Source organism: Pseudomonas rossensis (genome assembly GCF_039888995.1).
Classification (GTDB): Bacteria; Pseudomonadota; Gammaproteobacteria; order Pseudomonadales; family Pseudomonadaceae; genus Aquipseudomonas; species Aquipseudomonas rossensis.
In genome coordinates, this window is record NZ_JBBWCB010000002.1 from 85,975 (window position 1) to 100,269 (window position 14,295).

Genomic DNA, 14,295 nt, shown 5'->3' on the forward strand with positions numbered 1-14,295 from the left:
AGCGCGCAATGCAGACTTTGTACCCGCAGATCAAACCCCACGCCCGGCACGATCTGGCCGTCGATGAAACCCACACGCTGTATGTCGACGAAAGCGGTTCGCCGAAAGGTTTGCCGGTGGTGTTCATTCACGGTGGCCCCGGCGCCGGGTGTGATGCCCAGAGCCGTCGGTATTTCGATCCGAACCTGTATCGCATTGTGACCTTCGACCAGCGCGGTTGCGGTCGTTCCACGCCCCACGCCAGCCTGGAAAACAACACCACCTGGGATCTGGTCGCCGACCTTGAGCGAATTCGCCAGCACCTTGGCATCGATAAGTGGGTGTTGTTCGGCGGTTCATGGGGCTCGACCCTGGCGCTTGCCTACGCGCAAACCCACCCGGAGCGTGTGCACGGTCTGATTCTGCGCGGGATTTTTCTCTGCCGCCCGCAGGAAATCGAGTGGTTCTACCAGTGTGGCGCCAGTCGCCTGTTCCCCGATTACTGGCAGGACTACATCGCGCCGATCCCGCTGGACGAGCGCGAAGACTTGCTCTCGGCTTTCCACAAGCGCCTGATCGGCAACGATCAGATTGCCCAGATGCACGCGGCCAAGGCTTGGTCCACCTGGGAAGGCCGGACCGCCACCCTGCGCCCGAACCCGATGGTGGTCGATCGTTTCTCCGAGCCACAGCGCGCACTGTCGATTGCCCGCATCGAATGCCACTACTTCACCAACAATGCGTTCCTTGAGCCCAACCAGTTGATCCGCGACATGGGCAAGATCGCCCATTTGCCTGGCGTGATCGTCCACGGTCGCTACGACGTGATCTGCCCGCTGGACAACGCCTGGGAACTGCATCAGAACTGGCCGAACAGTGAATTGAAGGTGATCCGTGACGCCGGCCATGCCGCCTCCGAACCTGGCATTACTGACGCACTGGTTCGCGCCGCCGATCTGATGGCCCATCGTCTGCTCGACCTGGCCCCTGAAGAAGCATGAAGGGCCTGCTGCAACGCGTGCGTGGTGCGCGAGTCGAGGTAGCGGGGGAGGTGGTTGGCGCCGTTGATCAGGGTTTGCTGGTGCTGGTGGCGGTCGAGCCCGAGGATACTCGGGCCAGCGCCGACAAACTTCTGCAGAAACTGCTTAACTATCGTGTGTTCAGTGACGCCGAGGGCAAGATGAATCTGTCCCTGGCGGATGTAGGCGGTGGGTTGCTGCTGGTCTCACAGTTCACCCTGGCCGCCGATACCCGGAGCGGGTTGCGTCCGAGTTTTTCGACCGCTGCCCCTCCGGCCCTGGGCGAGGAACTTTTCGACTATCTATTAGGTAAGGCGAAACAGGTGCATGGCACTGTGGCATCAGGTAGATTCGGCGCGGATATGCAGGTGCACCTGGTCAACGACGGCCCGGTAACCTTCCTGTTACAGACCTGAAAGCGCTTGAAACATGTTTTTAAGCCCTTTTCGACTGAAAACAGGCGTTTTTCAAGATAAATACTTTGTTACCCCTGATGCGTTGTAACGCGGCCTACTAGATAATCGCGCGCTACGGGGATCAGCGTTCGTTGGTCCATTTTGACTTAGGTAGAGACTTGTCCTGGACCTCTTGGGGAATCATTTAGCCCCACAGGAGTCGGAACAATGCTCGCCAACTTGGCAAGAGTGGTCTGTAGGGTCGGTTTTTCCATGCCGTTCTCCTCACAGGCACTTAAACTGGCCGTTGGTTTTTTGATCTGTTTTCGGCGAGGGTTGCTCGTGATTGTTAGTCCCTGTAATGCACCAAAATTGTCTGCCAAACGGTTACGAAGCGCTCTGGTAGCGGGCTCTGCACTGCTCTGCCTGCTCAGCGCCGGTCAGCTTTGGGCATTCAATCTGGATGATGTATCGGTCAAGGCAAAAGAGCTGGCCGGGCAGAAATACGAAGCTCCGCGCAGTAACCTGCCGAACGAGTTCCGCGAGATGAAATTCGCGGACTATCAAAAAATTCGCTTCCTGACCGAAAAAGCCGAGTGGGCCGATCAGAAAACCCCGTTCAAGCTGTCGTTCTATCACCAGGGTATGCATTTCGATACGCCGGTGAAAATCAACGAAATCACAGCTAACACCGTCGAAGAGATCAAATACGACCCAAGTCGTTTCGATTTCGGCGATGTGAAGTTCGATCCTAAAGCCACCGAGCAACTGGGTTATGCCGGTTTCCGTGTGCTTTACCCGGTCAACAAGGCTGACAAGCAAGACGAAATCATGACCATGCTCGGCGCGAGTTACTTCCGCGTTGTCGGCAAGGGTCACACCTATGGCTTGTCCGCTCGCGGCATGGCCATCGATACCGCGTTGCCGTCCGGCGAAGAATTCCCGCGTTTCACCGAGTTCTGGATTCAACAGCCGAAACCGGGCGACAAGCACTTGGTGATCTTTGCTCTGCTGGATTCGCCACGGGCTACTGGTGCGTATTGCCTGACCGTGCGTCCGGGCAGCGACACCGTTGTCGACGTCAAGGCCAAGATGTTCCTGCGTGACAAGGTCACCAAGCTTGGCGTTGCGCCGCTGACCAGCATGTTCCTGTTCGGCGCCAATCAGCCGTCGAAAGTGCTGAACTACCGTCGCGAACTGCACGACTCCAGCGGTCTGTCGATCCATGCCGGTAACGGCGAGTGGATCTGGCGCCCACTGAACAATCCGAAACACTTGTCGGTGAGCAACTTCTCGATCGAGAACCCGCGCGGTTTTGGCCTGCTGCAACGTGGCCGTGACTTCAGCCACTACGAAGACCTCGACGACCGCTACGACAAGCGCCCAAGTGCCTGGATCGAACCAAAAGGCGATTGGGGCAAGGGCTCCGTCGATCTGGTAGAGATTCCGACTGCCGACGAAACCAACGACAATATCGTTGCGTTCTGGAGCCCGGAAAAACTGCCTGAGCCTGGCCAGCCGCTGGACGTCGCTTATCGCATGCACTGGACCATCGACGAAGCCTCGCTTCACGCACCGGACAGCGCCTGGGTTCAACAGACCCTGCGTTCCACGGGTGACGTGAAACAGTCCAACCTGATCCGTCAGCCGGACGGCAGCGTTGCTTATCTGGTGGACTTCGAAGGCCCGTCCCTTGCGGCATTGCCGGAGGATACGGACGTTCGTAGCCAGGTCAGCGTTGGCGAGAATGCCGAGCTGGTCGAGAACAGCGTGCGTTACAACCCTGAAACCAAGGGCTGGCGCCTGACGCTGCGGATGAAAATCAAGGATCCGGGCAAGCCTACCGAGATGCGTGCTGCACTGGTCAAGAACATCGTGACTGCTGACCTGGCCAAAACATCGCTGCCAGCATCCAATTCTTCCGTCGCCAAGGCTGACAAGATTGCCGCTCGGCAGCAGGAGAAGCTGGACAAGGAAGCCAAGGAAGCGAAGGAAACCAAGCAAGCTGAGGCCAAGCAGGTTGAAGCCAAGCCGGCCGAAGCCAAGCCAGCCGCAGATTCCAAGGACAAGGACAACAAAGACGCCAAGCAGCCAGTCGCTGCCGAGGCGGCCCCAGCCACACCGGAATCGGTACCGACTGAAGAAGTCCTGACCGAGACCTGGAGCTACCAGTTGCCTGCCGATGAGTAATTCTCAAGTACAGCCAGAGACTCTTGCCGAGTATCTGGCGCATCTGCCGATGACCGACCAGCAGCGCGCGGAACTCGCGGGCTGCCAGTCTTTCAGCGAATTGCATGAGCGCCTTTCGTCCTCGACGTTCGACGCGCCGACCGAGGCTGCTCAAGCTTCGGTGGGGCGTCGTTTGACGCTGAACACCGCCGAAGAGCTGGCGGAAGCGCAAATGCTGGTGCTCGACGCCAGCGGTCGGGTCTGCCTCAAGGCGACCCCTCCGATCCGTCGGACCAAAGTCGTACCGGAGCCGTGGCGCACCAACATTCTGGTGCGTGGCTGGCGTCGTCTGACCGGTCGCACCAATCCGCCGGCCCCGCCGAAGGATGAAAATGTGCTGCCGGCGGCTCGCTGGCGCACCGTCGGTTCGATCCGTCGCTACATTCTGCTGGTACTGATGCTCGGCCAGACCATCGTTGCCGGCTGGTACATGAAAGGCATCATGCCGTACCAGGGCTGGTCGTTCGTCGACCTCGAAGAAGTCCTGCACCAGCCGTTCCTGCAAACCGTCACGCAAGTACTGCCGTATGCGCTGCAAACCAGCATCCTGATTCTGTTCGGGATTCTGTTCTGCTGGGTGTCGGCCGGTTTCTGGACAGCGCTGATGGGCTTCCTCGAGTTGCTCACAGGCCATGACAAATACCGCATTTCCGGTAAAAGCGCCGGCAACGAGCCGATCCCCAAGGACGCACGCACCGCTCTGGTGATGCCGATCTGCAACGAAGACGTGCCGCGAGTGTTTGCCGGTCTGCGGGCGACCTTCGAGTCGGTCGCGGCCACGGGTAACCTGGATCGCTTCGACTTCTTCGTCCTCAGCGACAGTAACGACGCCGATATCTGCGTCGCCGAACAACAAGCCTGGCTGGACGTCTGCCGTGAAGCCAAGGGCTTCGGCAAGATCTTCTATCGCCGCCGTCGCCGTCGCGTCAAGCGTAAAAGCGGTAACCTCGACGACTTCTGCCGTCGTTGGGGCGGTGATTACAAGTACATGGTCGTGCTCGACGCGGACTCCGTGATGAGCGGCGATTGCCTGACCAGTCTGGTGCGCTTGATGGAAGCCACCCCGGACGCCGGGATCATCCAGACCGCGCCGCGCGCGTCTGGCATGGACACGCTGTATGCACGCATGCAGCAGTTCGCCACCCGCGTGTACGGTCCGCTGTTTACCGCCGGTCTGCACTTCTGGCAGTTGGGCGAATCCCACTACTGGGGCCACAACGCGATCATCCGCATGAAGCCGTTCATCGAGCACTGCGCCCTGGCGCCGTTGCCCGGTAAAGGCGCATTTGCCGGTGCAATTCTGTCCCACGACTTCGTCGAAGCTGCGCTGATGCGCCGTGCCGGCTGGGGCGTGTGGATTGCCTACGACTTGCCGGGCAGCTACGAAGAATTGCCGCCGAACCTGCTGGACGAACTCAAGCGTGACCGTCGCTGGTGTCACGGCAACCTGATGAACTTCCGGCTGTTCCTGGTAAAAGGCATGCACCCGGTGCACCGTGCAGTGTTCCTGACGGGCGTGATGTCTTACTTGTCGGCGCCGTTGTGGTTCTTCTTCCTCGTGCTGTCGACGGCGCTGCTGGCGGTCAACACGCTGATGGAGCCGCAGTACTTCCTTGAGCCGCGCCAGCTCTATCCGTTGTGGCCACAATGGCACCCGGACAAGGCGATCGCGCTGTTCTCGACCACCGTCGTGCTGCTGTTCCTGCCGAAGTTGTTGAGCATCATCCTGATCTGGGCCAAGGGCGCGAAAGAGTTCGGTGGCAAGTTCAAGGTGACGATGTCGATGCTGCTGGAGATGCTGTTCTCCATGCTGCTGGCGCCGGTACGGATGATTTTCCACACCCGTTTCGTGCTCGCCGCGTTCCTCGGCTGGGCCGCGACCTGGAACTCGCCGCAACGTGACGACGACTCCACGCCATGGAGCGAAGCGGTCAAACGCCACGGTCCGCAAACCTTGCTGGGCTTCTTCTGGGCGTTGCTGGTGATCTGGCTGAACCCGAGCTTCCTCTGGTGGCTGGTGCCGATCGTCGGTTCGTTGATGCTGTCGATTCCGGTGTCGGTGATCTCCAGTCGAGTCGGCCTGGGCCTCAAGTCCCGTGACGAAAGCCTGTTCCTGATCCCTGAGGAATACAATCCGCCACAGGCGTTGCTGGCAACTGACCAGTACACCCACGAAAACCGTTGGCATGCGCTGAACGACGGCTTCGTCCGGGCAGTGGTCGATCCACAGCAGAACGCCCTGGCGTGCTCGCTGGCGACTTCACGCCACCGTGAGGCCGAGCCGATCGAATGGTTGCGGATTGAACGGGTGCGTCATGCGCTGAAAGCCGGGCCTGAGGGTCTGAGCAACAATGAGCGCGTGCAACTGCTCAGTGATCCGGTAGCACTGGGTCGTCTGCATGAGCAGATCTGGAACGAAGCTCACCCCGAGTGGCTGGATGCGTGGCGTAAATCGGTGAAAGCCGATCCCCATGCGCCGCTGTTGCCGCTCAAGCCGCTGTGTGTGCAGCCTCAGTTGGCCTGACAAAAAAACCCGCGAAAGCGGGGTTTTTTTTGTGCGCCTCGTCAGGCAATAATTCCTGCTTAAACCCTTGTGCAAACGAACGAGTGCGTTAGCATCCGTCCCCGAATTGGTGCGCCCGGACAACTTTCTGTTCGTATCTGCCGGTTTCCCAAGGGAAACCCGCGGTTTGCGCGTCTCACAACGCGATGGTTTTGGGGACTTGATGATGAAGAAGTATCTGTCGATGCTGCTGGTCGGCGTCACGGCATTGGTTGCAGTCAACGCGGCGCATGCCGGTGCCATCGATGAGGCGGTCAAGCGCGGCACGCTGAAAGTCGGCATGGACCCGACCTACATGCCGTTCGAAATGACCAACAAGCGCGGCGAGATCATCGGCTTCGAAGTCGACATTCTCAAAGCCATGACTAAGGCCATGGGTGTCAAGCTGGAGATGGTTTCCACCGGCTACGACGGCATTATCCCGGCCTTGCTCACCGACAAGTTCGACATGATCGGCAGCGGCATGACCCTGACCCAGGAACGCAACCTGCGGCTGAACTTCAGCGAACCGTTCATCGTGGTGGGCCAGACCCTGCTGATCCGCAAGGAACTGGAAGGCACCATCAAGTCCTATAAAGACCTGAACACCGCCGACTACCGCATCACTTCCAAGCTCGGCACCACCGGCGAGATGGTGGCCAAAAAGCTTATCTCCAAAGCCAACTACCACGGCTACGACAACGAGCAGGAAGCCGTGCTCGACGTGGTCAACGGCAAGGCCGACGCCTTTATCTACGACGCGCCTTACAACGTCGTGGCCGTGAACAAGGTCGGTGCTGGCAAACTGGTGTTCCTCGACAAGCCGTTCACCTACGAGCCGCTGGCCTTCGGTCTGAAGAAGGGTGACTACGACAGCCTCAACTTCATCAATAACTTCCTGCGTCAGATCCACGAAGACGGCACCTACGATCGCATCCATGACAAGTGGTTCAAAGACACCGCTTGGCTCAAGGACATGGAATAAGGATTTCTGCTGCGGTGTATCAGTAACACCGCGCCGCTTCAATCGCGAGCAAGCTCGCTCCCACAGTTGATCGATGTGAACACAACCTTTGTGTCCGGCACAGACCCTGTGGGAGCGAGCTTGCTCGCGATGGCGTCCTCCTTGGCGACACAAATTTCGGAATCTGCTTACAGATGAAACAGAAAAAAGCCCAATGGCCGTGGCACGTATTAACCGTGCTGCTGCTGATCGGCCTGGCCGGCGCGTTGTATTACGCCACCTCGCTGATGTCCTACGAATGGCGCTGGAACCGTGTGCCGCAATACTTCGCCTATCACGCCGAAGAATCCCAGCGTGCCGCCGAAATCTCCACCGTCAGCGAACTGATGCGCAAGGGCGACAAGGCTGAAGTCACCCTGCGCAATGACGCCGGTACAGAGCAGCACCTGACCGTCGACGACAACAGCCTGCAAGTCGCCCAAGGTGATGACGTGGCCGAAGGCGACGTGATCGGCGTGACCCGCCATTGGGCCGCCGGACCGCTGATGTGGGGGCTGTGGACCACCTTATGGTTGTCCGTGGTTTCAGGTGTGCTCGGCCTGCTGATCGGCCTCGCCACGGGCCTGTGCCGACTGTCGAGCAACCCGACCCTGCGCGATCTCTCGACGATCTACGTCGAACTGGTGCGTGGTACGCCGCTGCTGGTGCAAATCTTCATTTTCTACTTCTTCATCGGCACCGTGATGAACCTCTCCCGGGAGTTCGCCGGGATCGCCGCGCTGTCGCTGTTCACCGGTGCTTATGTGGCGGAAATCATCCGTTCCGGCGTTCAATCCATCGCCCGTGGCCAGAACGAAGCCGCGCGCTCCCTGGGCCTGAGCGCTGGTCAGTCGATGCGCCGCGTGGTGCTGCCGCAAGCGTTCAAACGGGTGCTGCCACCGCTGGCCGGTCAGTTCATCAGTCTGGTCAAGGACACCTCGCTGGTGTCGGTGATCGCCATTACCGAGCTGCTCAAAAGCGGTCGCGAAGTCATCACCACCTCGTTCTCGCCGTTCGAAATCCTGTTCTGCGTGGCCGGTCTGTACCTGTTGATCAACCTGCCGCTGTCGAGAATCGCCAGCCGGCTTGAGCGGAGGCTCGCGCAAAGTGATTGAAGTCCGCGATCTGGTAAAAGTTTTCGACACCCGCGGCCACGTGGTTCGCGCGGTGGATAACGTTTCGACGCACGTGGCCAAGGGCGAAGTGCTGGTGGTGATCGGCCCGTCCGGTTCCGGCAAGTCGACCTTCCTGCGCTGCCTCAACGGCCTGGAAGAGTTTGACTCGGGCTCGGTGAGCATCGATGGATTGCAACTGGCCGACCCGAAAACCGATGTGAATGCCTACCGCCGCGAAGTCGGCATGGTGTTCCAGCATTTCAACCTGTTCCCGCACATGACCGTGTTGGAAAACCTCTGCCTGGCCCAGAAAGTCGTGCGCAAGCGCGGCAAGAAGGAGCGCGAGGCCAAGGCCTTGGCGTTGCTGGAAAAGGTCGGTATTGCGCAGAAGGCCAACGAGTTTCCGTCGCGCCTTTCCGGCGGTCAGCAACAGCGTGTGGCCATCGCCCGGGCATTGGCCATGGAGCCGAAGGTCATGCTGTTCGATGAGCCGACCTCGGCGCTCGACCCGGAAATGGTCGGCGAAGTGCTGGACGTGATGAAAACCCTGGCGGTAGAAGGCATGACCATGGTTTGCGTCACCCACGAAATGGGCTTCGCCCGGGAAGTGGCGGATCGGGTGCTGTTCTTCGACCACGGCAAATTGCTGGAGGACGCTTCACCGGCCGAATTCTTCGATGCGCCGAAGGATCCGCGCGCACAGGCTTTCTTGCGGCAGGTCCTCTAACTGCGGCGACCTTCCGGCCGCCATCGCGGGCAAGCCCGCTCCCACATTGATCGGTGGTGAACACAAGATTTGTGTTTGACGCATATCCTTGTGGGAGCGGGCTTGCCCGCGATTGCATCACCTCGGTCCTAAGTGAACCGAGGTCATTGAATCGCCTTAAACCTTAAACCGTCCCACCAGCATCTGCAGATGCGTCCCCAACCGCGCCAGCTCAATGCTGGACGCCGCCGTCTCTTCACTGGCTGCCGAGGTCTGCTCGGACACATCACGCACGTTGAGCACGCTACGGTTGATCTCCTCGGCCACCGCCGTTTGCTGCTCCGCAGCGGCGGCGATCTGCTGGTTCATCGACTGAATCGCCGAGACGGTGCGGGTAATGCTTTCCAGCGAGCCACCGGCGCGGCGGGTCAGTTCGACGCTGCTTTCGGTCAGGCTGCGGCTGTTGTCCATGATGGTCGCCACTTGCTGGGTGCCGGTTTGCAGGCCGACGATCAGCTCTTCGATTTCTTCGGTGGACTTCTGGGTACGCTGGGCCAGGCTGCGGACTTCGTCGGCGACCACCGCAAAGCCACGTCCGGCCTCACCGGCACGGGCGGCCTCGATGGCGGCGTTGAGGGCCAGCAGGTTGGTTTGCTGGGCCACGGATTTGATCACGTCGAGCACGCTGCCGATCTTGTCGCTTTCGCGTTTGAGGTGACCCATGGCTTCGGTGGAGCTGCCGACTTCCTTGGCCAGACGTTCGATCTGGGCGATGGCTTCGCCGACCACTTTGTCACCTTCGCGGGCCTGTTGGTCGGCGGCGACGGCGGCTTCGGAGGCTTCTTCGGCGTTACGCGCGACTTCCTGCACGGTGGCGGTCATTTCGTTCATGGCGGTGGCCACCTGGTCGGTCTCGACCTTCTGGCTGTTGACCCCGGCGCTGGTCTGCTCGGTGACTGCCGACAGCTCTTCGGCGGCACTGGCGATTTGCGTGACGCCGTCACTGATGCCACCAATCAACTCGCGCAGGCCCAGGGTCATGCTCTGCATGGCGCGCTGTAGCTGGCCGAGTTCGTCCTGACGCTCGGAGATAAGGTTTTGGGTCAGGTCACCGGCAGCAACACGCTCCGCCACTTTGAGGGTCTGGCTCAGGGGAATCACGATCTGGCGAGTGATGGCCCACGCGGCAAGCATCCCGAAGGCGAGCGCCAGGACGGTGGCCAGCAGCAGCAGGTTTTTGGCGTGCGCGGCGTCAGTGTCACGGACGATGGTTTGCGACACGGTGAGTTTTTTGCTGACGGCGAGCAGGATGTCGCCTTGCACGGCCATGCGTTTGAGCGCGGCCGCGCTGGCTACCTGAGAGTCACGGAACTGGCTGACGGCGGCGCGATAGGCCTTGAGCGAGTCAGTGGCCTGCTGCAGGTTGGCGATGTGCTGTTCCGGCAGTTTGGAGGGCAGGCTTTCGAGGTTTTTCAACGCGTTGTCGATGGCGTCCAAAGCAGGTTGCTCGGCCTCGGTTTTGCCGCTGTAGGTGTAACCGCGCACCTGGAAGCGCGCGTGCTGGATCAGTTTGCTCAGGTCGATCACGTTGTTGAAATCGGCAATGCTGTCACCTTGCAACATGGATTTTTCGACTTCGGCGACACGGGCCACGGCGTTGTCGGCGGTGGCGCCGAGTTTGCCGCGGGCGTCTTCGCGGGTGGCGCCGGCCTGGGTCATCGCCGTGAAGGCTTGTTTGTACTCACTGACGGCGGCCAGTTGCTGGTCGATCATGGCCACGTCGGCCGGTTGTTCGATCATCGTGCGCGCGGTTTTCAGGCCGGTATCGAGTTGGCCGAGCAGGTCGTTGACCGCACCAGGGCCTTGGTCGCCGCGACGCATTTCGTAATCCAGACGGGCCAGGCGCAGGTCTTTGGTCAGGTCATTGAGGCTGGCAATAAACCCCAACTTATCGCCGCGACTCATCACGCCGCTCAGGCCGGTCCAGCCGGTGAAGGTGATCAACAAGGTAAGAAGCAGCACCAGACCGAAGCCGACACCCAGTTTGCGATTGACGCTGACGTTCCCCAGTTTCTCGGCTAGCCATCGGTACATGCTGCAACTCCCTCGAACCATTCGTTGGTTTTATGGGGACTGTATCGGCTGGCGGGCCGCAATCTGTAGGCGTACACATTGGTTGGGACGACGAATCTTCCTGTGGGAGCGAGCTTGCTCGCGATGGCGGTGGGTCAGTCAACACATGGGTTAACTGGCAGTCCGCTATCGCGAGCAAGCTCGCTCCCACAGGTTCTGTGTCTAAAGTGGAGTCAGGGGTTAGAACAGGCGTGCGAGCAGCGCAGTGACGGCGGTTTCGACCCGCAGGATGCGCTCGCCGAGCTGCACCGGTTGCAGGCCGGCCTTGCCCAGCAGGTCGATTTCGTAAGGAATCCAGCCACCTTCGGGGCCGATGGCCAGGGTCACCGGTTCGTCCAGGCCGCGAGGGCAGGGCGGATAATGGCCGGGGTGGCCAACGAGGCCAAGGGTACCGTCGGTGATCGCCGGCAGACGGTCTTCGACGAACGGCTTGAAGCGCTTCTCGATGACGACTTCCGGTAGCACGCTGTCCCGGGCCTGTTCAAGGCCCAGGATCAGTTGCTCGCGAATCGCCTCGGGCTCCAGGAATGGGGTTTGCCAGAAGCTCTTCTCGACGCGATAGCTGTTCACCAGAATGATTCGCGGCACACCCATGGCCGCTACGGTCTGAAACACCCTACGGAGCATTTTCGGCCGTGGCAGGGCCAGCACCAGGGTCAGCGGCAGCTTGGCCGGTGGTGGCTGGTCGAGGGTGACGCGCAACTCGGCTTCATCGGCGTCCAGGCGCAGCAGTTCGGCGGAGCCCATCAGCCCGCCGATGCGCCCGACCCGCAGGCTGTCGCCGACAACCGAACGGTGGACTTCCTGCATGTGCGTCAACCGGCGATCACGCAGGATCGCCCGGTCGGCCGCAATGAAGTCGGCCTCTTCGAGCAGCAGCAGGTTCATGGTTGAGTCGCTGGCGGCTGGTCGTTGTGATCGTCGGCCGGCTGGTCGTCCGGATGCTCGCCGCGCTTGCTGATCAGGCCACCGAACAGGATGCCGATTTCAAACAGCAGCCACATCGGTACGGCCAGCAACGTCTGCGAGAAGATGTCCGGCGGCGTCAGGATCATGCCGACCACGAAGCAGCCGATGACCACGTACGGGCGGATTTTCTTCAGGTAAGCGACGTTGACCACACCGATCCACACCAGCAGGACCACGGCCACCGGAATTTCGAAGGCCACGCCGAAAGCGAAGAACAGCGTCATGACGAAGTCGAGGTAGCTGCTGATGTCGGTCATCATTTCCACGCCGGCCGGGGTGGCGGCGGCGAAGAATTTGAAGATCAGCGGGAACACCAGGTAATAGGCGAACGCCATGCCGGTATAGAACAGCAGGATGCTGGACACCAGCAGTGGCACCGCAATGCGTTTCTCATGCTTGTACAGGCCTGGCGCGATAAAGCCCCAGATCTGATGCAGGATCACCGGGATCGCCAGGAACAGCGAAACCATCATGGTCAGCTTCAGCGGCGTCAGGAACGGTGACGACACGTCGGTGGCGATCATCGTCGCGCCCACGGGCAGGTACTGACGCAGCGGCGTGGAGACGAAGGTATAAATCTGCTGGGTGAAGGCAAACAACCCGGCGAAGATGATGAAGATCGCCGCTACACAGCGCAGCAGACGGGTACGCAACTCGGTGAGGTGCGAAACCAGCGGCATGTGCTGGTCGTTTTCAGGGAGATCGCTCATGGGGCTCGCGGCGGCAATGTTGGGTCATGAGGGGCCGGCGCAACAGGCGCAGCCGCAGGCGTAACAGGTTCTACGGCCGCTACAACAGGTGCCGCAGGCTCGGCGGCTGGAGCATGAATCGTCTGCTCCATCACAGGTTCAACCGGCTGAACCGGCGTAGCCTCCTGCTGAGTCGGCGTGAAAATCTTCCGCGCCTCCTGCTCCAGCGAGAGAATGTGCTCGTTGTGCAGCTGCCGACGAATCTCGTCGGCACCGATTTCACGTTCAACTTCCTGTTTGATCGCGTTGAAGCTGCGCTTCAGACGGCCGACCCACAGGCCGGCGGTGCGCGCAGCACCCGGCAGACGCTCGGGGCCCAGCACCAGCAGGGCCACGAGGCCGACGAGCAGCAGTTCAGAGAAGCTGATACCAAACATTAGTCAGTGCTCACACGTCTTTGCGGATCGGCTCTTCGACTTTTTGCGCCTGCACGTCGATGGTGTGCGGCTGGTTCACGGACTGTGTGGTCTGTGGCTGAACGGGTGGAACCGGTTGTTGCGGCGTCACTGTCGGGTCAACCGGCTTGTCTTCATCGTTCATGGCTTTGCGAAAGCCCTTGATCGACTCACCCACGTCAGTGCCGAGGTTCTTCAGTTTCTTGGTGCCGAACACCAGCACGACCACAACCAGAATGACGACCCAGTGTTTCCAGTCAAAAATGCCCATGTTGCTGCTCCTCTCAAATAGGTGTTCAGGCGGACGGACGCGAGGCTTTCTCGGCGTGTCCGGACAGACCGAAACGACGGTCCAGTTCATCGAGTACAGCCTGTGGATGCTGCCCCAGTTGGGCGAGCATGACCATGCTGTGGAACCACAAATCGGCGGTTTCGTAGATCACATCGCTGCAGTCACCGCTGATGGCGGCATCCTTGGCGGCAATGATGGTTTCGACCGACTCTTCGCCGACTTTTTCCAGAATCTTGTTCAAGCCCTTGTGGTACAGGCTGGCGACATACGAGCTGTCGGCGGCGGCGCCTTTGCGCTCTTCCAGCACCTCGGCCAGACGGGTCAACGTGTCACTCATGGCTGTGTCCTGCGGAATAGATGGCGTGCGGGTCTTTGAGCACCGGATCGACGGTTTTCCAGTCGCCGTTCTCGAAGACGCGGTAGAAACAGCTCTGACGGCCGGTATGGCAAGCGATGTCGCCGATCTGTTCGACCATCAGGATGATCACGTCGGCGTCACAGTCCAGGCGCATTTCATGCAGGGTTTGCACGTGGCCGGACTCTTCGCCCTTGCGCCACAGCTTGCCACGGGAACGTGACCAGTAAATGGCGCGGTTCTCGGCAGCGGTCAGTTCCAGCGCTTCACGGTTCATCCAGGCCATCATCAGGACGCGCCCGGTCTTGTGATCCTGGGCAATCGCCGGCACCAGGCCATCGGCGTCCCACTTGATCTCGTCCAGCCAGTTTTTCATCTTCGACTCCGACAGCGGTTCCACACTTCATGAGTAGA

Annotated in this window: 14 protein-coding genes and 1 pseudogene; 7 read left to right on the forward strand and 8 right to left on the reverse strand. The window is 60.3% G+C overall.

Annotation, left to right across the window (positions count from 1 at the left end; translation table 11 throughout):
* The first annotated feature begins 8 nt into the window (after positions 1–8).
* From pip to WLY71_RS01245, 7 genes are all read left to right on the forward strand, one after another.
* Positions 9–980, forward strand: a complete 972-nt coding sequence (pip, locus tag WLY71_RS01215; RefSeq protein WP_347802183.1) for a prolyl aminopeptidase — start codon at positions 9–11, stop codon at positions 978–980.
* Complete coding sequence (gene dtd, locus WLY71_RS01220; protein WP_347802184.1) at positions 977–1,414, forward strand: D-aminoacyl-tRNA deacylase; 438 nt, start codon at positions 977–979, stop codon at positions 1,412–1,414. The genes pip and dtd overlap by 4 nt, the downstream gene beginning before the upstream one ends.
* Positions 1,415–1,735: 321 nt before the next feature.
* Positions 1,736–3,583, forward strand: a complete 1,848-nt coding sequence (locus WLY71_RS01225; RefSeq protein WP_347802185.1) for a glucan biosynthesis protein G — start codon at positions 1,736–1,738, stop codon at positions 3,581–3,583.
* The gene (gene mdoH, locus WLY71_RS01230; protein ID WP_347802186.1) at positions 3,576–6,146 is read left to right on the forward strand and encodes a glucans biosynthesis glucosyltransferase MdoH; all 2,571 of its coding nucleotides are present in this window, start codon (positions 3,576–3,578) and stop codon (positions 6,144–6,146) included. The genes WLY71_RS01225 and mdoH overlap by 8 nt, the downstream gene beginning before the upstream one ends.
* A gap of 205 nt (positions 6,147–6,351) precedes the next feature.
* Positions 6,352–7,149, forward strand: a complete 798-nt coding sequence (locus tag WLY71_RS01235; RefSeq protein WP_347802230.1) for a transporter substrate-binding domain-containing protein — start codon at positions 6,352–6,354, stop codon at positions 7,147–7,149.
* 173 nt (positions 7,150–7,322) lie between these two features.
* Entirely contained in the window at positions 7,323–8,282 is a 960-nt protein-coding gene (locus tag WLY71_RS01240) for an amino acid ABC transporter permease (RefSeq protein ID WP_347802187.1), read from the forward strand.
* Positions 8,275–9,009, forward strand: coding sequence for an amino acid ABC transporter ATP-binding protein (locus WLY71_RS01245; protein WP_046045596.1), 735 nt, complete (start codon positions 8,275–8,277; stop codon positions 9,007–9,009). The genes WLY71_RS01240 and WLY71_RS01245 overlap by 8 nt, the downstream gene beginning before the upstream one ends.
* Positions 9,010–9,165: 156 nt before the next feature.
* Here the strand turns inward: WLY71_RS01245 and WLY71_RS31200 are convergent, their stop codons facing one another.
* From WLY71_RS31200 to hisI, 8 genes and pseudogenes are all read right to left on the reverse strand, one after another.
* Positions 9,166–10,038: a methyl-accepting chemotaxis protein gene (locus WLY71_RS31200; protein WP_425589903.1), complete on the reverse strand. Its 873-nt coding sequence runs from the start codon at positions 10,036–10,038 to the stop codon at positions 9,166–9,168.
* Positions 10,024–11,103, reverse strand: a pseudogene (locus WLY71_RS31205) (methyl-accepting chemotaxis protein); the annotation flags it as partial. The pseudogene WLY71_RS31205 and the gene WLY71_RS31200, both read right to left, overlap by 15 nt.
* A gap of 198 nt (positions 11,104–11,301) precedes the next feature.
* Entirely contained in the window at positions 11,302–12,009 is a 708-nt protein-coding gene (locus tag WLY71_RS01255; RefSeq protein WP_347802189.1) for a 16S rRNA (uracil(1498)-N(3))-methyltransferase, read from the reverse strand.
* The gene (gene tatC / locus WLY71_RS01260; RefSeq protein ID WP_223431127.1) at positions 12,006–12,800 is read right to left on the reverse strand and encodes a twin-arginine translocase subunit TatC; all 795 of its coding nucleotides are present in this window, start codon (positions 12,798–12,800) and stop codon (positions 12,006–12,008) included. The genes WLY71_RS01255 and tatC overlap by 4 nt, the downstream gene beginning before the upstream one ends.
* Entirely contained in the window at positions 12,797–13,216 is a 420-nt protein-coding gene (gene tatB, locus WLY71_RS01265) for a Sec-independent protein translocase protein TatB (RefSeq protein WP_347802190.1), read from the reverse strand. The genes tatC and tatB overlap by 4 nt, the downstream gene beginning before the upstream one ends.
* 10 nt (positions 13,217–13,226) lie before the next feature.
* Complete coding sequence (locus tag WLY71_RS01270) at positions 13,227–13,505, reverse strand: twin-arginine translocase TatA/TatE family subunit (protein WP_347802191.1); 279 nt, start codon at positions 13,503–13,505, stop codon at positions 13,227–13,229.
* Between the two features lie 25 nt (positions 13,506–13,530).
* Entirely contained in the window at positions 13,531–13,863 is a 333-nt protein-coding gene (locus WLY71_RS01275; RefSeq protein ID WP_008047820.1) for a phosphoribosyl-ATP diphosphatase, read from the reverse strand.
* Positions 13,856–14,257 (reverse strand): phosphoribosyl-AMP cyclohydrolase, encoded by a 402-nt coding sequence (hisI, locus tag WLY71_RS01280; protein ID WP_008149521.1) that lies wholly within the window; start codon positions 14,255–14,257, stop codon positions 13,856–13,858. The genes WLY71_RS01275 and hisI overlap by 8 nt, the downstream gene beginning before the upstream one ends.
* Positions 14,258–14,295: the final 38 nt, after the last annotated feature.

Coding starts and splice junctions, on each gene's coding strand:
- pip (WP_347802183.1), top strand. CDS start 9: ATGCAGACTTTGTACCCGCAGATCAAACCCCACGCCCGGCACGATCTG.
- dtd (WP_347802184.1), top strand. CDS start 977: ATGAAGGGCCTGCTGCAACGCGTGCGTGGTGCGCGAGTCGAGGTAGCG.
- mdoH (WP_347802186.1), top strand. CDS start 3,576: ATGAGTAATTCTCAAGTACAGCCAGAGACTCTTGCCGAGTATCTGGCG.
- WLY71_RS01235 (WP_347802230.1), top strand. CDS start 6,352: ATGAAGAAGTATCTGTCGATGCTGCTGGTCGGCGTCACGGCATTGGTT.
- WLY71_RS01240 (WP_347802187.1), top strand. CDS start 7,323: ATGAAACAGAAAAAAGCCCAATGGCCGTGGCACGTATTAACCGTGCTG.
- WLY71_RS31200 (WP_425589903.1), bottom strand. CDS start 10,038: ATGCAGAGCATGACCCTGGGCCTGCGCGAGTTGATTGGTGGCATCAGT.
- WLY71_RS01255 (WP_347802189.1), bottom strand. CDS start 12,009: ATGAACCTGCTGCTGCTCGAAGAGGCCGACTTCATTGCGGCCGACCGG.
- tatC (WP_223431127.1), bottom strand. CDS start 12,800: ATGAGCGATCTCCCTGAAAACGACCAGCACATGCCGCTGGTTTCGCAC.
- tatB (WP_347802190.1), bottom strand. CDS start 13,216: ATGTTTGGTATCAGCTTCTCTGAACTGCTGCTCGTCGGCCTCGTGGCC.
- WLY71_RS01270 (WP_347802191.1), bottom strand. CDS start 13,505: ATGGGCATTTTTGACTGGAAACACTGGGTCGTCATTCTGGTTGTGGTC.
- WLY71_RS01275 (WP_008047820.1), bottom strand. CDS start 13,863: ATGAGTGACACGTTGACCCGTCTGGCCGAGGTGCTGGAAGAGCGCAAA.
- hisI (WP_008149521.1), bottom strand. CDS start 14,257: ATGAAAAACTGGCTGGACGAGATCAAGTGGGACGCCGATGGCCTGGTG.